At 45.0% G+C, this 18,015-nt stretch carries 22 protein-coding genes; 9 read left to right on the top strand and 13 right to left on the bottom strand.

The features are described 5' to 3' along the window. Positions 1 to 126: 126 nt before the first annotated feature. Positions 127 to 1,380 carry a uracil-xanthine permease family protein gene (locus tag R7044_RS23490; protein ID WP_005389855.1) on the bottom strand — a complete coding sequence of 418 codons (1,254 nt, stop codon included), beginning with the start codon at positions 1,378 to 1,380 and terminating at the stop codon, positions 127 to 129. Between the two features lie 365 nt (positions 1,381 to 1,745). Here R7044_RS23490 and R7044_RS23485 point away from each other — a divergent pair, with 365 nt between their 5' ends. Continuing rightward, entirely contained in the window at positions 1,746 to 2,954 is a 1,209-nt protein-coding gene (locus tag R7044_RS23485; protein ID WP_033907510.1) for a DUF2066 domain-containing protein, read from the top strand. A gap of 140 nt (positions 2,955 to 3,094) precedes the next feature. Here R7044_RS23485 and R7044_RS23480 read toward each other — a convergent pair whose 3' ends face one another. From R7044_RS23480 to R7044_RS23465, 4 genes are read right to left on the bottom strand one after another with little or no spacing between them, the layout of a single operon-like run. Next, on the bottom strand, positions 3,095 to 3,535 hold the full coding sequence (locus tag R7044_RS23480) for a DUF2069 domain-containing protein (protein ID WP_005380407.1): 441 nt from the start codon (positions 3,533 to 3,535) through the stop codon (positions 3,095 to 3,097). Between the two features lie 22 nt (positions 3,536 to 3,557). Next, positions 3,558 to 4,127, bottom strand: a complete 570-nt coding sequence (gene wrbA / locus R7044_RS23475; protein ID WP_005380409.1) for an NAD(P)H:quinone oxidoreductase — start codon at positions 4,125 to 4,127, stop codon at positions 3,558 to 3,560. Next, positions 4,128 to 4,478 carry an arsenate reductase (glutaredoxin) gene (gene arsC / locus R7044_RS23470; protein WP_033907509.1) on the bottom strand — a complete coding sequence of 117 codons (351 nt, stop codon included), beginning with the start codon at positions 4,476 to 4,478 and terminating at the stop codon, positions 4,128 to 4,130. A 16-nt stretch (positions 4,479 to 4,494) separates the two neighbouring features. Beyond that, positions 4,495 to 5,946 (bottom strand): tetratricopeptide repeat protein, encoded by a 1,452-nt coding sequence (locus R7044_RS23465; RefSeq protein WP_005394337.1) that lies wholly within the window; start codon positions 5,944 to 5,946, stop codon positions 4,495 to 4,497. 257 nt (positions 5,947 to 6,203) lie between these two features. Here R7044_RS23465 and R7044_RS23460 point away from each other — a divergent pair, with 257 nt between their 5' ends. Both R7044_RS23460 and R7044_RS23455 read left to right on the top strand, forming a co-directional pair. Next, on the top strand, positions 6,204 to 6,440 hold the full coding sequence (locus tag R7044_RS23460; RefSeq protein WP_005380414.1) for a sulfurtransferase TusA family protein: 237 nt from the start codon (positions 6,204 to 6,206) through the stop codon (positions 6,438 to 6,440). Between the two features lies 1 nt (position 6,441). Further along, positions 6,442 to 7,515 carry an AI-2E family transporter gene (locus tag R7044_RS23455; protein WP_005389843.1) on the top strand — a complete coding sequence of 358 codons (1,074 nt, stop codon included), beginning with the start codon at positions 6,442 to 6,444 and terminating at the stop codon, positions 7,513 to 7,515. A 77-nt stretch (positions 7,516 to 7,592) separates the two neighbouring features. On the opposite strand, the gene bcp is transcribed toward R7044_RS23455, so the two are convergent. Together bcp and R7044_RS23445 are read right to left on the bottom strand one after the other, a co-directional pair. Then, positions 7,593 to 8,063, bottom strand: coding sequence for a thioredoxin-dependent thiol peroxidase (gene bcp / locus R7044_RS23450; protein WP_137282302.1), 471 nt, complete (start codon positions 8,061 to 8,063; stop codon positions 7,593 to 7,595). Positions 8,064 to 8,079: 16 nt separating this feature from the next. Further along, positions 8,080 to 8,622 carry a glycine cleavage system protein R gene (locus tag R7044_RS23445; RefSeq protein WP_005380420.1) on the bottom strand — a complete coding sequence of 181 codons (543 nt, stop codon included), beginning with the start codon at positions 8,620 to 8,622 and terminating at the stop codon, positions 8,080 to 8,082. A gap of 475 nt (positions 8,623 to 9,097) precedes the next feature. Here R7044_RS23445 and dapA point away from each other — a divergent pair, with 475 nt between their 5' ends. Both dapA and bamC read left to right on the top strand, forming a co-directional pair. Continuing rightward, positions 9,098 to 9,976 carry a 4-hydroxy-tetrahydrodipicolinate synthase gene (dapA, locus tag R7044_RS23440; protein ID WP_005380422.1) on the top strand — a complete coding sequence of 293 codons (879 nt, stop codon included), beginning with the start codon at positions 9,098 to 9,100 and terminating at the stop codon, positions 9,974 to 9,976. A gap of 66 nt (positions 9,977 to 10,042) precedes the next feature. Then, positions 10,043 to 11,062, top strand: a complete 1,020-nt coding sequence (gene bamC, locus R7044_RS23435; RefSeq protein ID WP_005380424.1) for an outer membrane protein assembly factor BamC — start codon at positions 10,043 to 10,045, stop codon at positions 11,060 to 11,062. A gap of 106 nt (positions 11,063 to 11,168) precedes the next feature. On the opposite strand, the gene R7044_RS23430 is transcribed toward bamC, so the two are convergent. Genes R7044_RS23430 through R7044_RS23415 form a run of 4 tightly spaced genes read right to left on the bottom strand, consistent with a single transcriptional unit; the run spans position 11,169 to position 13,587 of the window. Further along, positions 11,169 to 11,372, bottom strand: a complete 204-nt coding sequence (locus R7044_RS23430; RefSeq protein WP_005380425.1) for a DUF2897 family protein — start codon at positions 11,370 to 11,372, stop codon at positions 11,169 to 11,171. Then, positions 11,369 to 12,067, bottom strand: coding sequence for a M15 family metallopeptidase (locus tag R7044_RS23425; protein WP_025768261.1), 699 nt, complete (start codon positions 12,065 to 12,067; stop codon positions 11,369 to 11,371). The genes R7044_RS23430 and R7044_RS23425 overlap by 4 nt, the downstream gene beginning before the upstream one ends. Positions 12,068 to 12,081: 14 nt before the next feature. Next, positions 12,082 to 13,218: a succinyl-diaminopimelate desuccinylase gene (gene dapE / locus R7044_RS23420; protein WP_005380429.1), complete on the bottom strand. Its 1,137-nt coding sequence runs from the start codon at positions 13,216 to 13,218 to the stop codon at positions 12,082 to 12,084. An 18-nt stretch (positions 13,219 to 13,236) separates the two neighbouring features. After that, positions 13,237 to 13,587 carry an ArsC family reductase gene (locus tag R7044_RS23415; protein ID WP_005380431.1) on the bottom strand — a complete coding sequence of 117 codons (351 nt, stop codon included), beginning with the start codon at positions 13,585 to 13,587 and terminating at the stop codon, positions 13,237 to 13,239. 291 nt (positions 13,588 to 13,878) lie between these two features. Between R7044_RS23415 and R7044_RS23410 the strand changes: the two genes are divergently transcribed. Beyond that, positions 13,879 to 14,166, top strand: coding sequence for a winged helix-turn-helix domain-containing protein (locus tag R7044_RS23410; RefSeq protein WP_005380433.1), 288 nt, complete (start codon positions 13,879 to 13,881; stop codon positions 14,164 to 14,166). 34 nt (positions 14,167 to 14,200) lie between these two features. On the opposite strand, the gene R7044_RS23405 is transcribed toward R7044_RS23410, so the two are convergent. Together R7044_RS23405 and R7044_RS23400 are read right to left on the bottom strand one after the other, a co-directional pair. Continuing rightward, positions 14,201 to 14,533, bottom strand: a complete 333-nt coding sequence (locus R7044_RS23405) for a DUF4156 domain-containing protein (RefSeq protein WP_025768262.1) — start codon at positions 14,531 to 14,533, stop codon at positions 14,201 to 14,203. Positions 14,534 to 14,536: 3 nt separating this feature from the next. After that, a complete protein-coding gene (locus R7044_RS23400) occupies positions 14,537 to 14,890 on the bottom strand; it encodes a DUF2956 domain-containing protein (RefSeq protein ID WP_005380437.1) in 354 nt (117 codons plus the stop codon). A 144-nt stretch (positions 14,891 to 15,034) separates the two neighbouring features. Here R7044_RS23400 and R7044_RS23395 point away from each other — a divergent pair, with 144 nt between their 5' ends. From R7044_RS23395 to R7044_RS23385, 3 genes are all read left to right on the top strand, one after another. Beyond that, positions 15,035 to 15,520 carry a DUF2919 domain-containing protein gene (locus tag R7044_RS23395; RefSeq protein WP_025768263.1) on the top strand — a complete coding sequence of 162 codons (486 nt, stop codon included), beginning with the start codon at positions 15,035 to 15,037 and terminating at the stop codon, positions 15,518 to 15,520. 46 nt (positions 15,521 to 15,566) lie between these two features. Continuing rightward, positions 15,567 to 16,469 carry a Dyp-type peroxidase gene (locus tag R7044_RS23390; protein WP_054575544.1) on the top strand — a complete coding sequence of 301 codons (903 nt, stop codon included), beginning with the start codon at positions 15,567 to 15,569 and terminating at the stop codon, positions 16,467 to 16,469. A gap of 142 nt (positions 16,470 to 16,611) precedes the next feature. Next, positions 16,612 to 17,751: a flagellin gene (locus R7044_RS23385; protein ID WP_213886663.1), complete on the top strand. Its 1,140-nt coding sequence runs from the start codon at positions 16,612 to 16,614 to the stop codon at positions 17,749 to 17,751. The last annotated feature ends 264 nt before the right edge of the window (positions 17,752 to 18,015 follow it).

Here is an 18,015-nt window from a genome sequence, read left to right as displayed (position 1 = left end):
TTAAAATACAAAACGCCCGATGAAGTACATCGAGCGTTTTAGTTAAAAAGTGTCAACCCATATCAGGACGGGTCATACAAGAGGAGAAGAGTAAGACACGCCACCTAATAAAGCGGCGCAAACGAACTATTTCGCGCTTTCTTCTTCCATTTGTGCGTTATCCACAACGTGGTTTTCACCTAAATCGTTTGGTAGCACAAGGTTAAGAATAATTGCCACGATACCGCATAGGCTCACACCCTGTAGACTGAACTCACCAATACCGAAAGCCATACCACCAATGCCAAACACAAGTGTTACGGCAACAATCACTAGGTTACGAGACTTATGTAAATCAACGTTATTCTTGATCAGTGTGTTGAGGCCTACCGTTGCGATGGAGCCGAACAGCAGAATCATGATGCCGCCCATGACAGGAACTGGAATCGTTTGAAGAACCGCACCTAGCTTACCTACCAATGCAAGTACGATTGCGGTGATTGCTGCCCAAGTCATGATCACAGGGTTAAATGCTTTGGTTAGCATTACCGCTCCTGTTACTTCACTGTAAGTGGTGTTTGGTGGAGCACCCACCATCGAAGCTGCGATAGTTGCCACCCCGTCACCTGCGATTGTGCGGTGAAGGCCTGGTTTTTTCAGGTAGTTTTTTCCTGTAACGTTTGAGATAGCAAGCATGTCACCTACGTGCTCAACCGCAGGTGCGATAGCGACAGGAATCATGAACAAAATTGCGTTGATATTGAACTCTGGCGCGGTGAAGTTTGGCATGGCTAGCCAAGCCGCTTGCTCTACGGGAGTGAAATCAACCACACCGTAGAATAGAGAAACAGAGTAACCAGCAAGAATACCACCAACAATAGGAACGAGCTTCAAAAAGCCTTTTGCAAAAACGCTGAGTACAATGGTTGTGAGCAGTGAGACCGCCGAGATAATGATCGCAGCATCACCATTAACTAGCTGTGCAGCTCCATCACCAGTTTTACCTACCGCCATGTTCACTGCCGTTGGGGCAAGGCCAAGGCCGATAACCATGATCACAGGGCCAACGACAACGGGCGGGAGAATTTTATGGATAAATCCAACACCACGCACTTTGATCATCGCCCCTAGAGCCACATAAACTAAGCCCGCTGCCATCAAGCCGCCCATCGTTGCACCGATACCCCAAGTTTGGATACCGAACATAATAGGAGCAATAAACGCAAAAGAAGAGGCAAGGAAGATGGGAACAGAACGTTTAGTCATTAACTGGAAGAGGAGAGTACCGACACCGGCACCAAAGAGGGCTACGTTTGGATCAAGGCCAGTTAGGAGCGGCACAAGCACCAAAGCACCAAAAGCGACAAAGAGCATTTGAGCGCCTTGTAACGCGTTTTTCATAATAATTCCCTATTTTCAAGATACGCAGACAAATCCGGCGAATACTATCATCCTGCAATCGTTTGCAATGTTGCATAGATCAAACTTTCGATTGAATTTTTCCCATAAATAGCACTTTTGAGAGTTGCTTGCTTGCAAATTGTCCTCTTTTACGTGTCTTGCGTGAAGATGAAAAATGGACAGCCTAACTTGTTGAGATAGCTTAATAAGCAATGAGTTTATTATAAAAAATAGCACTGAAGCGCTGGTTGAGGCCCGAGTTAACAAAGCTGGTCATAATACAGACAATTTACTCAGTACTTACCTTGCTCAAGATTTGATAGTTGCTTATTATTCGGGTTCTTGTTCAGAGGATTATAAAAACTATGCGCTATTTAGCTCTCTTACTGATAGGTTGGTTGTCCCTACCAGTATATGCATTAACTCAGGTGGATATCTATCGTGCCGAAGTGGTTATCGACAGTGAGCAGAACGACGGTGAGTCTTTGGCTCGTCAACAAGGTATGCAGGATGTGATTGTTCGAGCGACCGGTTCTCAATCCTCTTTAAGCAATCCAGTGATTAAAAAGGCACTTAGCTCAAGTGCGCGTTACATTTCTCAACTGAGCTATGGGCAGGTTGATGGAAAAGCGAGCTTAAAAATGTTGTTTAACAACGACCAAATCAGCTCTCTTTTAACACAAGCACAATTGCCATCTTGGTCGCCAAATCGTGCCAATATTTTAGTTTGGATGGTTGAAGAACAGGGTTACGATCGTAACATTGCGTGGGAGCATTCTGAATCTTCAAATGTTGCAGCACTTCGTAGCGCAGCGAAACTAAGAGGCCTACCAATCACTATCCCGGTTGGGGATTTTGATGATGTAACCGGTGTTAATGTCTCTGATCTTTGGGGCGGCTTTATTGAGCCAATTGGTCAAGCTAGCCAGCGCTACCCAGCTGACGCCGTTTTGGTTGTACGAGCTCAAGGTGAACAAATTCGTTGGACACTCTACGACCAGTCGCCAACGAGAATTGTAGAGGCGCAACGTTCTCCGCGTAGCGGGTCTGCATCAGGTGCTAATGCTATTGCAGAAATGGTGGATGGCATCGCAGACTACTATGCAAGTAAGAGTGCAGTTGTGGTTTCAGGAAAGTCTTCAAAAGCGCTAGCAGTGAAAGTCCTTAATGTAACCTCTGCCACGGACTTCTTCCGTTTAGAGAATGCGCTAAAACAACTTAATTCGGTTGCGGGTACAGAGATTAAGCGTGTTCAAGGGGACGAGTTAACGCTCAACATCCACCTTTTGGCATCACAACAAGCTTTTGAGAAAGAAGCTTCTTCTATTTCTCAATTAATGGTTTTTGAAGATCCTTTAGGTGAAGTTGATGCCCCAGCTTCAACTCAAGAAGAAGAGCCATTGGTTCAGAGTAATGAAGCAAAAGACGCCGCGACGCCAAAAGAAGCGCAGCCTGAAGTACCAGTAAATGTTGTGGCAGAAGCAAGTGACGAAACACAACCAACTCAGCCGATGATTGTGGAGCCTGTCCGAGAACAGTATGACTTGATCTACGAGTGGCGCTCGGCATCGTAATCTCCTTGGTAGCGTTCCAGGCGTGAAACGCAAGGATCAAACACCAATGTGGTAAGCATAAAAAAGAGTCGCAATAGCGACTCTTTTTGTTTTCTAAATTCGTATTCGAACCAATGATCAGTGATTGACTGCGATTGGCGTTATTTATTGAATTTCGCTTTTTCTTCTTTTTCTACTTGAGAGAGGCGTTTCAACTTAAGACCTAGCTCTTTGCCTCTCGCTCTAGCAAACAAAATATTACCAGCGAAACCGAGTGAAGTCAGTATCAGTTCCACTGCCGCAAGCCAGCGTTCACCCCCATCCACATAAAGGATGGTCAGCGCATGCAAGAAATACAGCATAAGAACAAAGTTAGCCCAAGCATGAGTGTAAGGCTTACCAGCTAAAATACCAGGCAACGGAAGTAGTAGCGGAATACACCAAGCAATAGCAAGTGTTGTGCTGCTGAGGTGAGGGTGAGGGGATAACGCAAGCTGCCAAATAGCGACCCAGGCTAATAAGGCTAAGTTGCCAAATAAAGCCAGGTAACGATAGGTTTTAGCCTGTGTACCGAGTGGTGTTTGGTCTAAAGAGTCAGACATCGATTAACTATCCTTGATTTTACTAACAGACTTTTAGTTTTAACGCTGCAGTTGCCAGCCTTTTGCCTAATTGTTGTGCCAGGCGAATCTCTTCACTGCTCAGGGTCGCCTCATGGCCTACACTGCTGGCGCCATACGGAGTGCCTCCGGACTGCGTAGTGTGTAACTCTGGCTCGGAATAAGGAATGCCCAAAACCATCATCCCGTGATGCAATAAAGGGGTCATCATGCTTTGTAACGTTGTTTCTTGACCACCATGCATCGAGGACGAAGAGGTAAAGACACAAGCAGGCTTATCGATTAAGTCACCACTGACCCATAAAGATGTAGTCTGATCCCAGAAGTGCTTTAAAGGCGCAGCCATGTTGCCAAACCAGACGGGGCTGCCAAACGCTAGACCGTCGCACGTTTTCAGTTCCTCTAGAGTAACAATTGGATCAGAAGGGGAGTGTGAGTGAGGTGACAATTCTTCAACTGTACGCAAAATTGCTTGGCATTGAGGAGTCGATTCGACTCCTCTTGCTATTTGTCTTGCCAGTTGTTTTGTCGAGCCATGACGGCTGAAATACAAAATAAGGATCTGGCAATCCATTTATAAAATATCCAACACTTGCTCTGGTGGGCGACCAATTTTTGCTTTGCCGTTAGCAACGACTACCGGACGCTCAAACAACTTTGGATTTTTCGCCATTGCTTCGAATAATTGCTCATCGCTGACGGAGTCTTCGCCTAAGCCAAGCTCTTTATATTCACTTTCTTTAGTGCGCATCATTTCACGTACAGATGAAAAGCCAAGCTGGGCGTACAGCGCTTTTAGTTCATCCACGTTAAGTGGTGTGTCTAGGTATTTGACGACTTCCGGTGTAACACCATTTTGCTCAAGCAGTTCAAGTGCTTGACGGCTCTTTGAGCAACGAGGGTTGTGATAAATCACGACTGACATGGTTTTCTCCATTTCGTTATTGTAATGCCATGAATCGATCTCTTTGGATCATGAGTTGGTCGATACGGGCATCGTATCGCGCTTGCTCTAAGCTGCCCAACTTGGCCATTTTACTTGCTTCACTATAATATTGAATCGCTTTATTCCAATTTGCTCGCAATGCCAAAATTTCTGCTCGAGCAGCCAACTCTTCATCGCTACGCCCCAGCGCGTGGTAGCTCTTCGATATTAGGTGCCAGCCATTTGTATCTTCAGGATAGTCATGAGTGTATCTTTGAAGAACTCGCGTGGCTTGATCGTTTTTATTGTCCTCAAGTAGCGCATTGGCGTAGTTAATGGTCAATACTTTATTTTGAGGGTTACGAGATAACGCTTTGCGGAGCATCTCGGTTGCTTTTTCTGGCTGCTTCTTCTCGATGTATAAATCCGTCATAGCGTCCAAGTAAAACGGGTTACTTGGGTCTTGTTCCAGTAACTTTTTCAAAATTGGTTCCGCTTGAGATAAGCGTTTATTGTCTAAATGCACGAGTGCTCGACCATAATCAAAAGCAGGTGTAATGTCCGCAGAGGCTTTCTTTTGGGTTCTCTCAAACCAGCTCAGGGCGGCTTGTCCATCAATGCCAGCGTAACGAGCCACAATGCGCGCGCGAGCTAGATGATAGTCTATTGAAGGCACAACACGCATTGGAGGATAGGTTCTTGCTCGCGCACGGCTATCGGTAATTCGATCTTCAGGCAGAGGGTGAGTCAGGAGCATTGGTGGCGGTTTACTCGCATAACGATACTCATCAGCAAGACGGCCAAAAAACCTTGGCATTGCTTGAACATCAAAACCGGCTTTTGCTAGTGTCGAAATACCAAAGCGATCCGCTTCTTTTTCGTTTGCACGAGTGTAGTTGATTTGACTTTGCATGTTGCCCGCGGTTGCTGCTGTAATTGCAGCCATCCCCGCTTCGGGTGAGGCAATTGAAAGCAGTAGTGCCCCCGCAAGTGCGGCTAATGTGGCCGGAGAGCGGCGTGCTTGTTCTTCCATACTCCGAGCAAGATGACGTTGTGTGACGTGCGCTATCTCGTGAGCGACAACAGAGGCCAGCTCACTTTCTGAACGAGCATGAAGAAACAACCCAGAATGCAGCGCTACATAGCCACCAAAAAACGCGAACGCGTTGATATTACGGTCGCGAATCATAAAGAAGTGGAACGGCGTTTTTACATCATTCGCATTGGCCACTAATTTGTGCCCAAGAGAGTCAATATATTCATTGATGACAGGGTCATTAACGATAGGTTTACTGGCTCTGAGCATACGCATATAGGCGTCGCCATAAATCAACTCTTGGTCTATTGAAAGCGTGCCACCAGCAGCTGTGCCAATGTCTGGCAAGTCAATGCTATTGGCATAAGTTGTCGGCGAACTGATGGCAGCAGCAAGACATAAGCAAACTAGCGAGCGAGTGCGTTTTAACATACGTTTAAAAGGTTCTCCAAAATACATAAGCATGTGGTTACAGGTCGAGAGCCTATTAACAGCGCCACATACGTTTTGGTTATCCGTGAGGATATAAGCTAACAGTAAGACCGGAAATAAATGAATTGGTTTCGTAAATTATTTTACATCCGAGCTATTTCAGCATGTGGTTAAATCATGTCAGAAGTGCTAGCACCAGCTCAAAAAGCCGTTACAATACAACCCTATCATAAGTGCAGAGCAATACAATGGAATCCATGTTACTTGATTTGCGTGAGCAACGTTGTCCTATGGCACTGTTACTTGCAAAGCGTCATGCTGCTGAGGTCTTTCAAGGAGAAGCAAAGCAGTATCATCAACTTGTCATTCAAGTGGTGGACAACAGCTCTAAACGAGACATTGTGAACTATCTTAGTGCCCAAGGGTACTCGGTTGATTGCCAATCTACATCAGAGCACTACACATTGACTGTCTTCAATAAGGAATCCGCATAAGATGTTTGAAATGGTTAGTCGTTGGTATAAACGACGTTTCTCTGACCCTCACGCAGTAAGTCTCGTCGCGATCTTGCTGTTTGGCTTTATCACCATTTACTTCTTTGGACACTTGATTGCGCCATTACTTGTCGCGATCGTTTTGGCTTATCTACTTGAATGGCCAGTTGTCAAAATGTGTCGTATGGGCGTGCCGCGCACTTTGTCGGTTATTATCGTGATCTTGGTCTTTGTCGGGTTAATGTTAATTGCGTTGTTTGGCTTGGTTCCGACGATTTGGACTCAGGTCGGTAATCTAATTAACGATATTCCGAACATGTACAACGGGCTACAAAAATTTATTGTCACATTGCCAGAGCGCCACCCTGAACTAGCCAATTTAGAAATAGTAGAAACCGTGGTGACGAACGCCAAAAACCAAGCATTGGGGCTGGGTGAAAGTGTCGTCAAAGGGTCGCTTGCTTCATTAGTTAGCATTGCAACGCTAGCGGTATATTTGATCTTAGTGCCACTTCTGATCTTCTTTTTGCTTAAAGACAAAGAAGAAATGCTGCGAATCGCAAGCGGTATTCTGCCGAAAAACCGTAAATTGGCGAATAAAGTTTGGCATGAAATGAACGAGCAGATATCAAATTACATTCGCGGTAAAGTGTTAGAGATTTTAATCGTGGGCGGTGTGAGCTACGTAACTTTTGCCCTTTTAGATCTTCGTTACTCGGCGTTGCTTGCCGTAGCCGTTGGTCTATCGGTTTTGATTCCTTATATCGGTGCGGCGGCTGTTACTGTGCCTGTTGCCATCGTTGGTTTGTTTCAATGGGGTTTAACGCCTCCGTTTTATTGGTTGTTGCTTGCTTACGGTATTATCCAGGCGCTTGATGGTAATGTCTTGGTTCCTGTTCTGTTTTCCGAGGCAGTAAACTTACACCCAGTTGCTATCATTGTGGCTGTATTAGTCTTTGGTGGGCTGTGGGGTTTTTGGGGGGTGTTCTTTGCCATTCCTTTAGCGACATTAGTCAAAGCCGTATGGCATGCATTACCAAGCACGGAAGAAAACGAACCTGTCGAACAAGAGTAGTTGTTACCAAAGGTACGATGGTTAAAAGAAAGCCCAGCAGTTTGCTGGGCTTTTTGTTTGTAGAAAAACAATAGCGTTTAAGCGTTTTCGTTTAAGTAGTTTAATACGGCTTCGTGGTGATCTTTGGTTTTGAACTTGTTAAACACGTGTTCGATCACGCCTTCTTCATTGATCAGAAAGCTAATGCGGTGAAGACCGTCGTATACTTTGCCCATGAATTTCTTTTCGCCCCAAACGCCGAACTGGTCAGCAACGGCATGGTCTTCATCAGAAAGCAGAGTGAAGTTTAAATCATCGCGCTCGATGAACTTGCCTAGGCGCTTTACAGGGTCGATGCTTACGCCGAGTACCACCACGTTATGTGCATCGAGTTCAGCTTTGATGTCACGAAGGCCTTTTGCTTGTGTAGTACAACCCGGCGTCATCGCCTTAGGGTAAAAGTAGAAAAGTACTTTCTTGCCTTTAAAGTCTTCAAGAGAAACGGTATTTCCGTCTTGGTCGAGCAAAGAGAAGGCTGGCGCTGGCGAGCCTGCTGTCAGCGTATTCATTTTGATTTCCTTTACTTTATAGTGTGTTTTTAATGAAATTCAGAGAACCTTGTACGTTGAGCGACTTACAAAGTTCATCGAAGTCTTCTTGTAACTGCATCAAATTAAAATCCGCGCTTACAGATGCAGTAATCGCAATGTGAAACTGGTCAGAATCGAGTTGAATTTTCGACTTGCTGATGGTTTGCGCGCTAAGAGAGTCTAAACCAATCTGCTGATCAGCGAAGAACTTAGTAAATTTTTCAGTTAACCCAGGGCGGTCTTCAGACTCAATAAACACTTCCATGGTGTAGCTGTTATCGAGCAGTTCGTGCGCCGCTGTGCGTTTCATGATCGTAATAAGGTCATGTTCTTGGCCAAGCAGGGGCAATTGTGTTTCAACTCGAGTCACGCTGCTGGCGTTCCCAGTCAGGAGCATGATCAGCGTAAATTCGCTGCCAAAGATAGCGATACGGCTATCGACTATGTTACAACCAGCTTGAGTAACGAGCTGTACGACTTGGTTACAAATGCCTGGACGGTCCGTTCCAACTGCTGTAAGTACCAGATGTTGCTTCATAAATGAGCTTCTTGTCCTTTCTTCAATAGAGAGATGTTAGCACAGATATTGCGAAGAAATATCGAGCCAGTTCTTTTTTAGTCTATAAAAAGCAGGAGGATGTTGAGGGGAGCGGTGGGAAATAAACAGTAAATGCAGGCTGTAGGATAAACAAAACGTTTGCATGATGTGCTTGCCTATGGTCTGGCCGTTTTATTCACTTAGATCTGACTTGGCTAACAAGACCAAAGAGTATATTTTCCTTGCTTGTGCTCTTCAGTATTTTCCAAATCACTGATAGATTCTAAAGTCACTCGAAAGCCCAACACGATTATCAATATTGCCGTTAATCAAACCAAATAGAGCAATTAAGTTGCTAGACCTCTAACAACTGGTAATTATTCATTCATTTGTACTTTGTAAGCGAGTTTACGCTCTTGTGTTTTTCAATCGCATTACAGTACCATGCAGAAAGAGTTAAATGAGGGAGATAAACATGTTTTCAGGAAGTATCGTAGCGCTGATTACGCCATTCAAAGCAGATGGCGAAGTAGACTTTGACGGTCTGCAAAAGCTAGTAGAGTACCACGTTGAAGCGGGTACAGACGGTATTGTGGCAGTAGGCACAACAGGTGAGTCAGCGACACTGACCATTGAAGAGCATGTAAAGGTCGTTAATAAAACTGTTGAGTTTGCCGACGGTCGCATCCCTGTGATTGCTGGCACGGGTGCAAATGCAACCCATGAGGCAGTAACATTTAGCAAATTACTGGCTGATTCTGGTATTGCTGGCTTCCTGAGTGTGACACCGTATTACAACAAACCAACTCAAGAGGGTTTGTTTTTACATTACAAGGCAATTGCCGAAGCGAGTGATGTGCCTCTAATTTTGTACAACGTACCAGGCCGTACTGCTGTTGATATGCAGCCAGAAACAGTGGCACGCTTGTCAAAGCTTGATAATATCGTGGCTCTAAAAGATGCAACGGGCGATTTGGAACGAATTGCAATTCATCGTGAACTTTGTGGCGAAGATTTTATCTTACTAAGTGGCGATGATGCGACAGGGCTGGATTTTGTGAAACTTGGCGGCAATGGTGTTATCTCGGTAACGAACAATATTGCAGCTAAAGACATGGCAGACATGTTCCATTTGGCAAGTGAAGGTAAGTACGAAGAAGCAGAAGCGATTAACCAACGCTTGATGACTCTACACAAAAACCTTTTCATCGAAGCAAGCCCTATCCCAGTAAAATGGGCAGCGCAAAAGCTTGGTTTGATTGAAGAAGGTGGTTTGCGTCTTCCTTTAACTACGCTTTCTGAAAAATCGCAGCCGATCGTCGAGCAGGCGCTAACAGACGCCCATATTTATTAAGATTGAGTTACTAGGATTGAAGTTCATACTGGGGGCCAAAGCGCCCTCGGTGTTTTAGGAGTATAGATGAAGCTTTCAAGCCAGTTAGTGTTAAGTTCATTAGCTGTATTCGTATTGACTGCCTGTTCAGGTGGTGCCAATCAACGTCGTCAAGCAAAAGATGACTTCGAGTATTTGAACTCCCCAAATTTGGGTGAGTGGAATGTCCCACAGGGTGCACAGCCTCAGTTTTACCCTAACTACGAGATCCCTCAGGGTAACTACGCTGGTGGTGTAGGTAAAGATGTCGACATTCGTCCACCTCAACAAGTCCTAGAGCTTATTCCCGGTGCACGTTTGGACCGCAGTAGTGATGGTGAAGTGACACTTTGGCTACTTCGTAAAGATGAACTAGATAAAGTTTGGCAAACGGTGCAAAACATGGTCGCGGCTAACGAGATTCCAGTTGAAAGCCAAACAGACTCTCGCATCGAGACAGGATGGGTGACTTGGGATTCGCCAGATGAAGAGCTAGAAATTGGCAGCCGATATGAAATCGTACGCGCTGAAGCAAATGGTCGACACGGCTTTAAGGTGAGCCTTATTGACTGGCGTGAAGGCAATCAAGTGAAAGAAGTAACGGCGACCAACCGTGAGCGCTACAATGTATTCATGACGAACTTGGTCACCGCTCGCTACGACCAAGAAGTGCGTGAAGAAGCACAGCGTAAAGCGCAAGAGTTGGTTAAACAGATCCCAATCACAATGGGTAAAGACCGCAGCGGACTTCCTGTGATTATCGCGCGTGCGCAATACAACATGCTTTGGCAACGTTTGCCTAATATTCTACCTAAGATGGGCTTTAAGATTGAAGAGCGTAGCCAGTCTCAGGGTACAATCACTGCGAAATATGCGTCTCCGGATGATGAATTCTGGAACGATATCGGCGTTAAACCAGTGGAGTTAGCCGCTGGGAAGTACACATTCTTACTTGGTGATTTAGGCAACCGTACGTCTATCAATATCACCGACTCCTCTGGCAAGCCAGTAGAAGAAGAGTTTTTGAAATCACTAGCGCCTGTATTGGCTGCAACAGTGAAGCAGTAAACAAAGCGAGCTTAACGCGGCGTGTTTACTTAATGATAGAAAAGGGACCTAGTGGTCCCTTTTTTGATGTTTAGATTAAATGTGTCGAGATGAAGCTGGTGAGTAACTAACGAGGCTCGTTTTTGTTTTTATCTTCTTCAGCGTAGCGCTGTTTATCCAATGTGTTCAGCTTATCTAAATCGTTCTTACGGCTTTTATCCATCTGACCAAACTTCATTTTTGCGGTATATTTGAGTGCGGCAATATTACCAATGACCACGCTCAACACTACAATAATAATGACCCAAGGATTGGTTAGTATTTCTATCATAGAGCCTCCGGCGGCGTGATATTGTGAATAAATTTGGCAACGACGTTATCCAAATTATTCAGTATGACGTCAATCCCTGCAATGTTGTCGGTCTGATTTTGTTTAATCAACTGGCTTCTGAGTACATCAAGCGTCAACTGCTCGAGGCATTGCTGCCCGACAGCGCGGTGACTAATGTGCCAAGGCTCAATCGAAACGCCACCTAAATCATGCTGATAAGGGAAGAAGAAACCGAACCGACCAAGGTTGGCTTTTAACCATTGGTAGAACGCCTGCTGGTGGCCTTCAAGATACTCCCAAGGTTCCAACTTGAGTTTGGTGTCAGCAGGCAATAAATTGCGCGCATAGACATCAAAATCACAACCCCAATGATGACGACTTCCTCCGGGCAATGCCGACCAGCGCAAAATGGCCATCAATTTCTCTTCGTCATTTAACTCTGCTTTATTCAAAGGGCGGGAGTTGATATCGAGAATTGGCAACTCACCAGAAAACTTCCCGTTCCAGATGGCTTTTTGGCGATTAAAGTCACGAAAACCACTGGCGATTTCCATTTTGAAACCTGCTTCGGTTGCGGCATTAATCATCTTCAATAAGTCATTGACTACTTTAGGGTGAAGCATAAATGCCTTTTGCCCCACTAGTGTGGATTGAAGATGGGAATCAGTGATTCCGGTGAGTTGCTCTGGTGTCATTGTGTTCTCGCTGATTACTTCGCCAATAGGTGTTTCAACGTGTTTTCGTACATGTCCGTCAACTTTTCAAGATCGTCGACTTTCACACACTCGTTCACTTTATGAATCGTAGCGTTAACAGGGCCTAACTCTACGACTTGACCTCCCATTCGAGCAATAAAACGACCATCAGACGTACCGCCAGTTGTAAGTAGCGCTGGCTTCGTATCATTGACTTCGGCCACAGCAGCTACAACCGCGTCTAGCAGTGCGCCCGTATCGGTCAGGAATGGGTCTCCGTTGAATGTCCATTTTAGGTCGTAGTCCAGCTCATGCTTGTCCAATGTTTCGGTAACACGCTGAACAATTGCGTCATTGTTAAGCTCAGTACTAAAACGTAGGTTGAACTGAACATGGAACTCGCCAGGAATAACGTTAGACGCACCAGTGCCAGCCGATACATTCGGGATCTGGAAACTAGTCGGTGGGAAGTAATCATTCCCTTTGTCCCATTCTGTCGTCGCGAGTTCATGAATCGCGAGTAGAGACTCGTGCACTGGATTGCTGGCTAGGTGAGGGTAGGCCACGTGACCTTGTGTTCCTTTTACCGTTAAATCACCAGTGATGGATCCACGGCGTCCATTTTTCACTACATCGCCAACCACGTCGGTGCTGGATGGTTCACCAACAATACACATATCGATGTTCTCACCACGTTCCATCAACGTTTCTACAACGCGAACGGTACCATTGATAAATGGCCCTTCTTCATCTGACGTAATCAAAAAGCCAATTGAGCCTTTGTGGTCTGGGTTTTCTTCAATGAAGCGTTCGACAGCAACGACCATAGCAGCGAGTGACCCTTTCATGTCAGCTGCGCCGCGGCCATGCAAGTAACCATCAATAATGGTCGGTTCAAACGGATGTGTATTCCAGTGTTCCAATTTGCCAGCTGGTACCACATCGGTGTGGCCAGCAAACGCAAATAGCGGCGCTTCTGAACCACGTCGAGCCCAGAAGTTCGTGGTGTCTTCAAATACCATCACTTCAATTTCAAACCCGAGTGCTTTTAAGCGCTCGATCATCAAATCCTGACAACCTGCGTCTTCCGGCGTTACGGACTGTCTACTGATCAGATCTTTAGCAAGTGCCAATACTGGACTGTCTGTCATCCTTGAGTATTCCTTTATTTAAGAGTTGAAAATGCTAGCGTATTGATCAGCTTTAAAACCGATATGAAGTTGATCATTCACTTTTAAAATTGGGCGTTTAATCATCGCAGGGTTTTCTACCAAAAGAGCGATGGCGTTTTCCTCGTTAAGTGTGTCTTTCTGCTCTTGCGCTAATTGGCGGTAGGTTGTGCCACGTTTATTGAGCACCTGTTCCCAACCTAAAGCGCGACAAAATTCACTTACCATTTCTGCATCAATGCCTTGCTTACGGTAGTCATGGAAGTCGTAAGCAATATCCTCGGCTTCTAACCATTTCTTGGCTTTTTTGATCGTATCGCAGTTGGGAATACCAAACATGGTAATCGACATAGTGTTTCCTTTTTCTTTGTTCTATTTTTCACTGGCGCGGTTAAGACGCACTTAAGTGATTTGGGCTGTTAAAGCATCCTATCAAGAAGCAATCAAACTGACAAAATGCGGTGGAAAATATTTTCAGATAGATTGAGATAACTAATGTCACATAACTTATTTACGATGAATGCGCTATAAATCGAATAAAAATTCGTCTAAATCAAATGGAAAAGTCGAGTTATTGATCAAACGCAACACCTCGCTGAGCAAAAACGAAATAATGAATCAGCACAATTTTAGGAGGTGTCAATGGAATTGAGTCCTGTTTTTGCAAGGCGGCTATATTTGGCCTTGTTGGTGGAAAACCTAGAAAGGCCGAATGTGCCAAAGTTGATCGAAAAAACGGGGTGGCCTCGTCGTACTATTCAAGATGTACTCAAGGCGTTACCTGGGATCGGCATTGAACTCATATTCGTTCAAGATGGCCGACGTCATAATGACGGCTATTATCAACTTTCAGATTGGGGGCCTTTTGATAGCCAATGGGTTCTAGAGCGGGAGAGAGATATCGCTAGCAGTCTTGGATTTCGTGCATAAGCCAGCAATTGCTGGCTTTTTTCATATTCAGGCCTCATCCATTGCAGCGGTAGGCGGAACCCAGCACGCTAAATGAAGTGATAAAATCTTGTGGGGAAACCATAAAAACGGTGTCCGCATCGATAGCCGCTGCATTGTTTTTTAAATCGTTCATCGCGCCTTGCATCATCGCGTCATTAGTCATGAAAATGTAGTTATACCAATGGCCTTCACTTCCGGTGACTTCGCCTTTGTATTCGCATCGCTCAGGGTTGAATTGCGCGTCAATGCGAATATGAACATCTTGACTTTGAGCATGAGTAAGGTGAGAAGGCATCGTGCAACCCGTTAGAAGCACGACAAAAAGTCCAAGTAACAGGCGTTTCATTAGCTATTTCCCCAATACTATGTAAGCAGCAAAGCCAATCCAGCTCAGAACAAGTAGTGTCCAAGGCAGTTTGCTTGATGAATGGTTTGGCGCATCGTCGGTGATATTGTCTTGTTCGATAATCTCTTCATGCTGACGTTGTTTTTCACGTTGCTGTTTTTTCTTCGCTTTATCGGCTTGGCGGTTGCGCTCTTTTTGTTGTTTCTTATATTGCGCGATGCCTTTTTCGATACCTTGAGCGATAAGCTTGGTTTGCTCTTTGGTTTGGCCGGGCTTTTGCGTGGATTTAGCAATTCTCATCGCTTCGGCTTGTGTTTCTTGAGAAGGCACAGGGGTGGCAGGAGTTCTTTTTTTCATGTTTCTCATCAACGTCGCTGTAAATCTTTGTTTAGTTTACCTGTGTAAGGTGCTGAAATGAACTTCAGTTCTCATCTTTGTTGGCTTGCAACTCTGAAACGATAGGTTAAAGTGACGTTTTTATCACATAAAGAAGAAGATGTTGTGCGCTATTCGTTTGACCAATATGACGCTCATGGATTTTTAAAGGCGCCGATCATTTTATGGGTGGGATGGATGTTTCTTGTGCGTTCATGGGTGGTGTTTGCCATGGCTGGTGTAAGTCGTGATAGTGGCAGTAAGCTACTCGCTATTGTTTACCCAGATTCAAGTACGTTGTATTTGGGTTTGGCGATGGGCATTCCAAGTTTGCTTCTTATGTGGTTAATGGGGCTTCGTCATCCCGACAGAGGATGGGTAAACAGAATTACTCGCTATGGTCGCGAGATCACTTTGATCTTGTGCGGTATTCAACTTGCTCAGACCATGTATCATGTGTACCTAGAACATGGAGTGTTTAATTGGGCAAACGCCCTTACCATTACCTTATTAGCTTGGTTTATGATCTATCTTCTAAATGGAAGATGGGTAAAAGACTGTTTTCATGTGCCACAATTGGCGCACGATGAACAGCAGCATTCAAAGAATTAAAAACAATAACTTCCCACTCTGGGGCAAAGTAATAGAGGAAACCTCAATGTCACAAGCTCAAACGGCGATCGTGCCAGAAGCCGGGCCATTTGCACTGTACACTCAACTCAAAGTGAACCAAAACCGTGAAAACGTATTAGAAAAACTGAAAGCACTGCCAAAGTTGGTGGAAGAGTTAAACATTACCCAGCCGGGTGCAGCGCTGACGCTTTCTATCGCATTCACAAAATCGTTTTGGGAACACCTTAATGTAGACGCGCCAGAAGAGCTTATTGATTTTACTCAACTTGGCGAAGGTGACATCGTTGCTCCAGCAACAGACGTAGATGTACTGATTCACTGTCACTCGACTCGTCACGACTTGCATTTTTACGTGTTGCGTAAGTTCCTAGAAGAGACGGCACAAGATGTCACCATTGTGGACGAAACATATGGGTACCGTTACCTTGATGCTCGTGATATGACAGACTTCATTGATGGCACAGAAAACCCAAAAGGGGAGGCTCGCGCTGATGTGGCTCTAGTAAAAGAGGGCCCATTTGCTGGAGGCAGTTATGTTATGGCTCAGCGCTTTGAACATAACCTTGCCGCTTGGAATCGATTGAATGTCAAAGCGCAAGAAAAAGTGATTGGTCGTACCAAGCCAGACTCTATCGAGCTAGAAGACGTTCCTGCTGCATCACACGTTGGTCGCGTTGATATCAAAGAAGAAGGTAAAGGTTTGAAGATTGTTCGCCACAGCTTACCATACGGGATGGTGACCGGTGCTCACGGTCTGTTGTTCATTTCTTACTGCAATACACTTCATAACATTAAAGTGATGCTAGAAAGTATGTACGGCGTAACAGATGGTAAAACAGACCAAATGCTTCGTTTCACAAAAGCGGTAACAGGTGCTTACTTTTTCGCGCCTTCGCAAGAAATGCTCGCGGAGCTAGCCATCAAGTAAGTTCTCAGACTTCATTTCTTAAGCCCTCCAATGGAGGGCTTTTGTTTTCTATTTCTATTCCAATCTCTTTTCAAAAAACACTAAACTTTTCTGTTACTTGGTCGATAAGTACTCAAAGCCTTAATTTTAGGACTCTTTATTCGTGGCGATCACCGTTAATACCAATGTTGCAGCACTTGTCGCACAGCGTCATTTGACCAGTGCAACTGACATGCTGAACCAATCCATGGAGCGTTTGTCTTCAGGGAAACGTATTAACAGCGCAAAAGATGACGCGGCGGGTCTGCAAATCTCCAACCGTCTACAATCGCAAATGCGTGGTTTGGATGTCGCGGTACGTAACGCGAATGACGGCATTTCTATAATGCAAACCGCCGAAGGGGCGATGAATGAAGTGACTAACATTATGCAACGTATGCGTGATTTGTCGCTTCAATCAGCCAATGGTTCAAACAGCAAAGCGGAGCGCACTGCAATGCAAGAAGAAGTCTCTGCTTTAAATGATGAGTTAAGTCGTATTGCAGAAACGACCTCCTTTGGCGGACGTAAATTGCTGAATGGCACATTCGGTACATCGTCTTTTCAAATCGGTGCAACGGCTGGTGAAGCGGTACAAATTGGCCTGCGGACCATGCAGCCGGAATCTTTAGGTAGCTTTTCAATGAGCTCATATCAAAGAGTCAGTTCAGATTGGACGGTTCAAAACGGAAATAATGAAATTGTTATCAGCTACCGTGATAACAATTTTGAAGAGCAGGAGATCCGTATTGAAGCTAAAGCTGGCGACGATATAGAAGAACTCGCGACTTACATTAATGGGCAAACCGATAAAGTGAAAGCGTCTGTTAATGAAGAGGGGCAACTGCAGTTACTCATGTCCCACAAGGACGCCATAAAATACCCTGGACCAACCTTCAGTGGTGGCCTGGCTGATGAGTTAGAACTTGGCAAGTATGTCACCGTAAATAGAACGGTAGATAGTATTGATATTAGCACGGTCGGTGGCGCTCAGATGGCGGTCGGCATTTTAGATGATGCTTTGAAAACGGTAGATGGCAGTCGTGCGGAGTTAGGCGCGTATCAAAACCGCTTTAATCATGCGATCAATAATCTCGATAATATCCACGAAAACTTAGCCGCTTCCAACAGTCGTATCCAAGACACTGACTATGCCAAAGAAACTACGCAAATGGTGAAGCAACAGATTTTACAACAGGTCAGTACCTCTATTCTGGCGCAAGCAAAACAAGCGCCAAACCTAGCATTGACCTTGCTTGGCTGATGAACGGCCTTGCCCGAATTTAACGTAAAACCTGCCTGTATCGACAATTCGAAAAGAAGCTTTAGCGAAAAATGAAAGTTTTTTTGCTTTTTTATCCGCTTTGTCACGATTACCCCTCCAAACGAATTATTTTCAAAAAAATCCAAAATTTTCTCTAAAGAAAACAGGGCATGCGCCGTTAATAAAAGTAACTTTGAGAGAACTACTTGGTTTTCCGAGACGTCGGAAACCGCTACACCGGAAAATCAATTGGAGAAATCACCA

The organism is Vibrio sp. 1402 (genome assembly GCF_033340275.1).
This window is presented reverse-complemented; position numbering and strand designations above follow the sequence as displayed.

What these genes read in the sequence shown, in the direction of transcription:
- R7044_RS23490 (WP_005389855.1), bottom strand. Translation starts at nt 1,380, where the DNA reads ATGAAAAACGCGTTACAAGGCGCTCAAATGCTCTTTGTCGCTTTTGGT.
- R7044_RS23485 (WP_033907510.1), top strand. Translation starts at nt 1,746, where the DNA reads ATGCGCTATTTAGCTCTCTTACTGATAGGTTGGTTGTCCCTACCAGTA.
- R7044_RS23480 (WP_005380407.1), bottom strand. Translation starts at nt 3,535, where the DNA reads ATGTCTGACTCTTTAGACCAAACACCACTCGGTACACAGGCTAAAACC.
- wrbA (WP_005380409.1), bottom strand. Translation starts at nt 4,127, where the DNA reads ATGGATTGCCAGATCCTTATTTTGTATTTCAGCCGTCATGGCTCGACA.
- arsC (WP_033907509.1), bottom strand. Translation starts at nt 4,478, where the DNA reads ATGTCAGTCGTGATTTATCACAACCCTCGTTGCTCAAAGAGCCGTCAA.
- R7044_RS23465 (WP_005394337.1), bottom strand. Translation starts at nt 5,946, where the DNA reads ATGTTAAAACGCACTCGCTCGCTAGTTTGCTTATGTCTTGCTGCTGCC.
- R7044_RS23460 (WP_005380414.1), top strand. Translation starts at nt 6,204, where the DNA reads ATGTTACTTGATTTGCGTGAGCAACGTTGTCCTATGGCACTGTTACTT.
- R7044_RS23455 (WP_005389843.1), top strand. Translation starts at nt 6,442, where the DNA reads ATGTTTGAAATGGTTAGTCGTTGGTATAAACGACGTTTCTCTGACCCT.
- bcp (WP_137282302.1), bottom strand. Translation starts at nt 8,063, where the DNA reads ATGAATACGCTGACAGCAGGCTCGCCAGCGCCAGCCTTCTCTTTGCTC.
- R7044_RS23445 (WP_005380420.1), bottom strand. Translation starts at nt 8,622, where the DNA reads ATGAAGCAACATCTGGTACTTACAGCAGTTGGAACGGACCGTCCAGGC.
- dapA (WP_005380422.1), top strand. Translation starts at nt 9,098, where the DNA reads ATGTTTTCAGGAAGTATCGTAGCGCTGATTACGCCATTCAAAGCAGAT.
- bamC (WP_005380424.1), top strand. Translation starts at nt 10,043, where the DNA reads ATGAAGCTTTCAAGCCAGTTAGTGTTAAGTTCATTAGCTGTATTCGTA.
- R7044_RS23430 (WP_005380425.1), bottom strand. Translation starts at nt 11,372, where the DNA reads ATGATAGAAATACTAACCAATCCTTGGGTCATTATTATTGTAGTGTTG.
- R7044_RS23425 (WP_025768261.1), bottom strand. Translation starts at nt 12,067, where the DNA reads ATGACACCAGAGCAACTCACCGGAATCACTGATTCCCATCTTCAATCC.
- dapE (WP_005380429.1), bottom strand. Translation starts at nt 13,218, where the DNA reads ATGACAGACAGTCCAGTATTGGCACTTGCTAAAGATCTGATCAGTAGA.
- R7044_RS23415 (WP_005380431.1), bottom strand. Translation starts at nt 13,587, where the DNA reads ATGTCGATTACCATGTTTGGTATTCCCAACTGCGATACGATCAAAAAA.
- R7044_RS23410 (WP_005380433.1), top strand. Translation starts at nt 13,879, where the DNA reads ATGGAATTGAGTCCTGTTTTTGCAAGGCGGCTATATTTGGCCTTGTTG.
- R7044_RS23405 (WP_025768262.1), bottom strand. Translation starts at nt 14,533, where the DNA reads ATGAAACGCCTGTTACTTGGACTTTTTGTCGTGCTTCTAACGGGTTGC.
- R7044_RS23400 (WP_005380437.1), bottom strand. Translation starts at nt 14,890, where the DNA reads ATGAAAAAAAGAACTCCTGCCACCCCTGTGCCTTCTCAAGAAACACAA.
- R7044_RS23390 (WP_054575544.1), top strand. Translation starts at nt 15,567, where the DNA reads ATGTCACAAGCTCAAACGGCGATCGTGCCAGAAGCCGGGCCATTTGCA.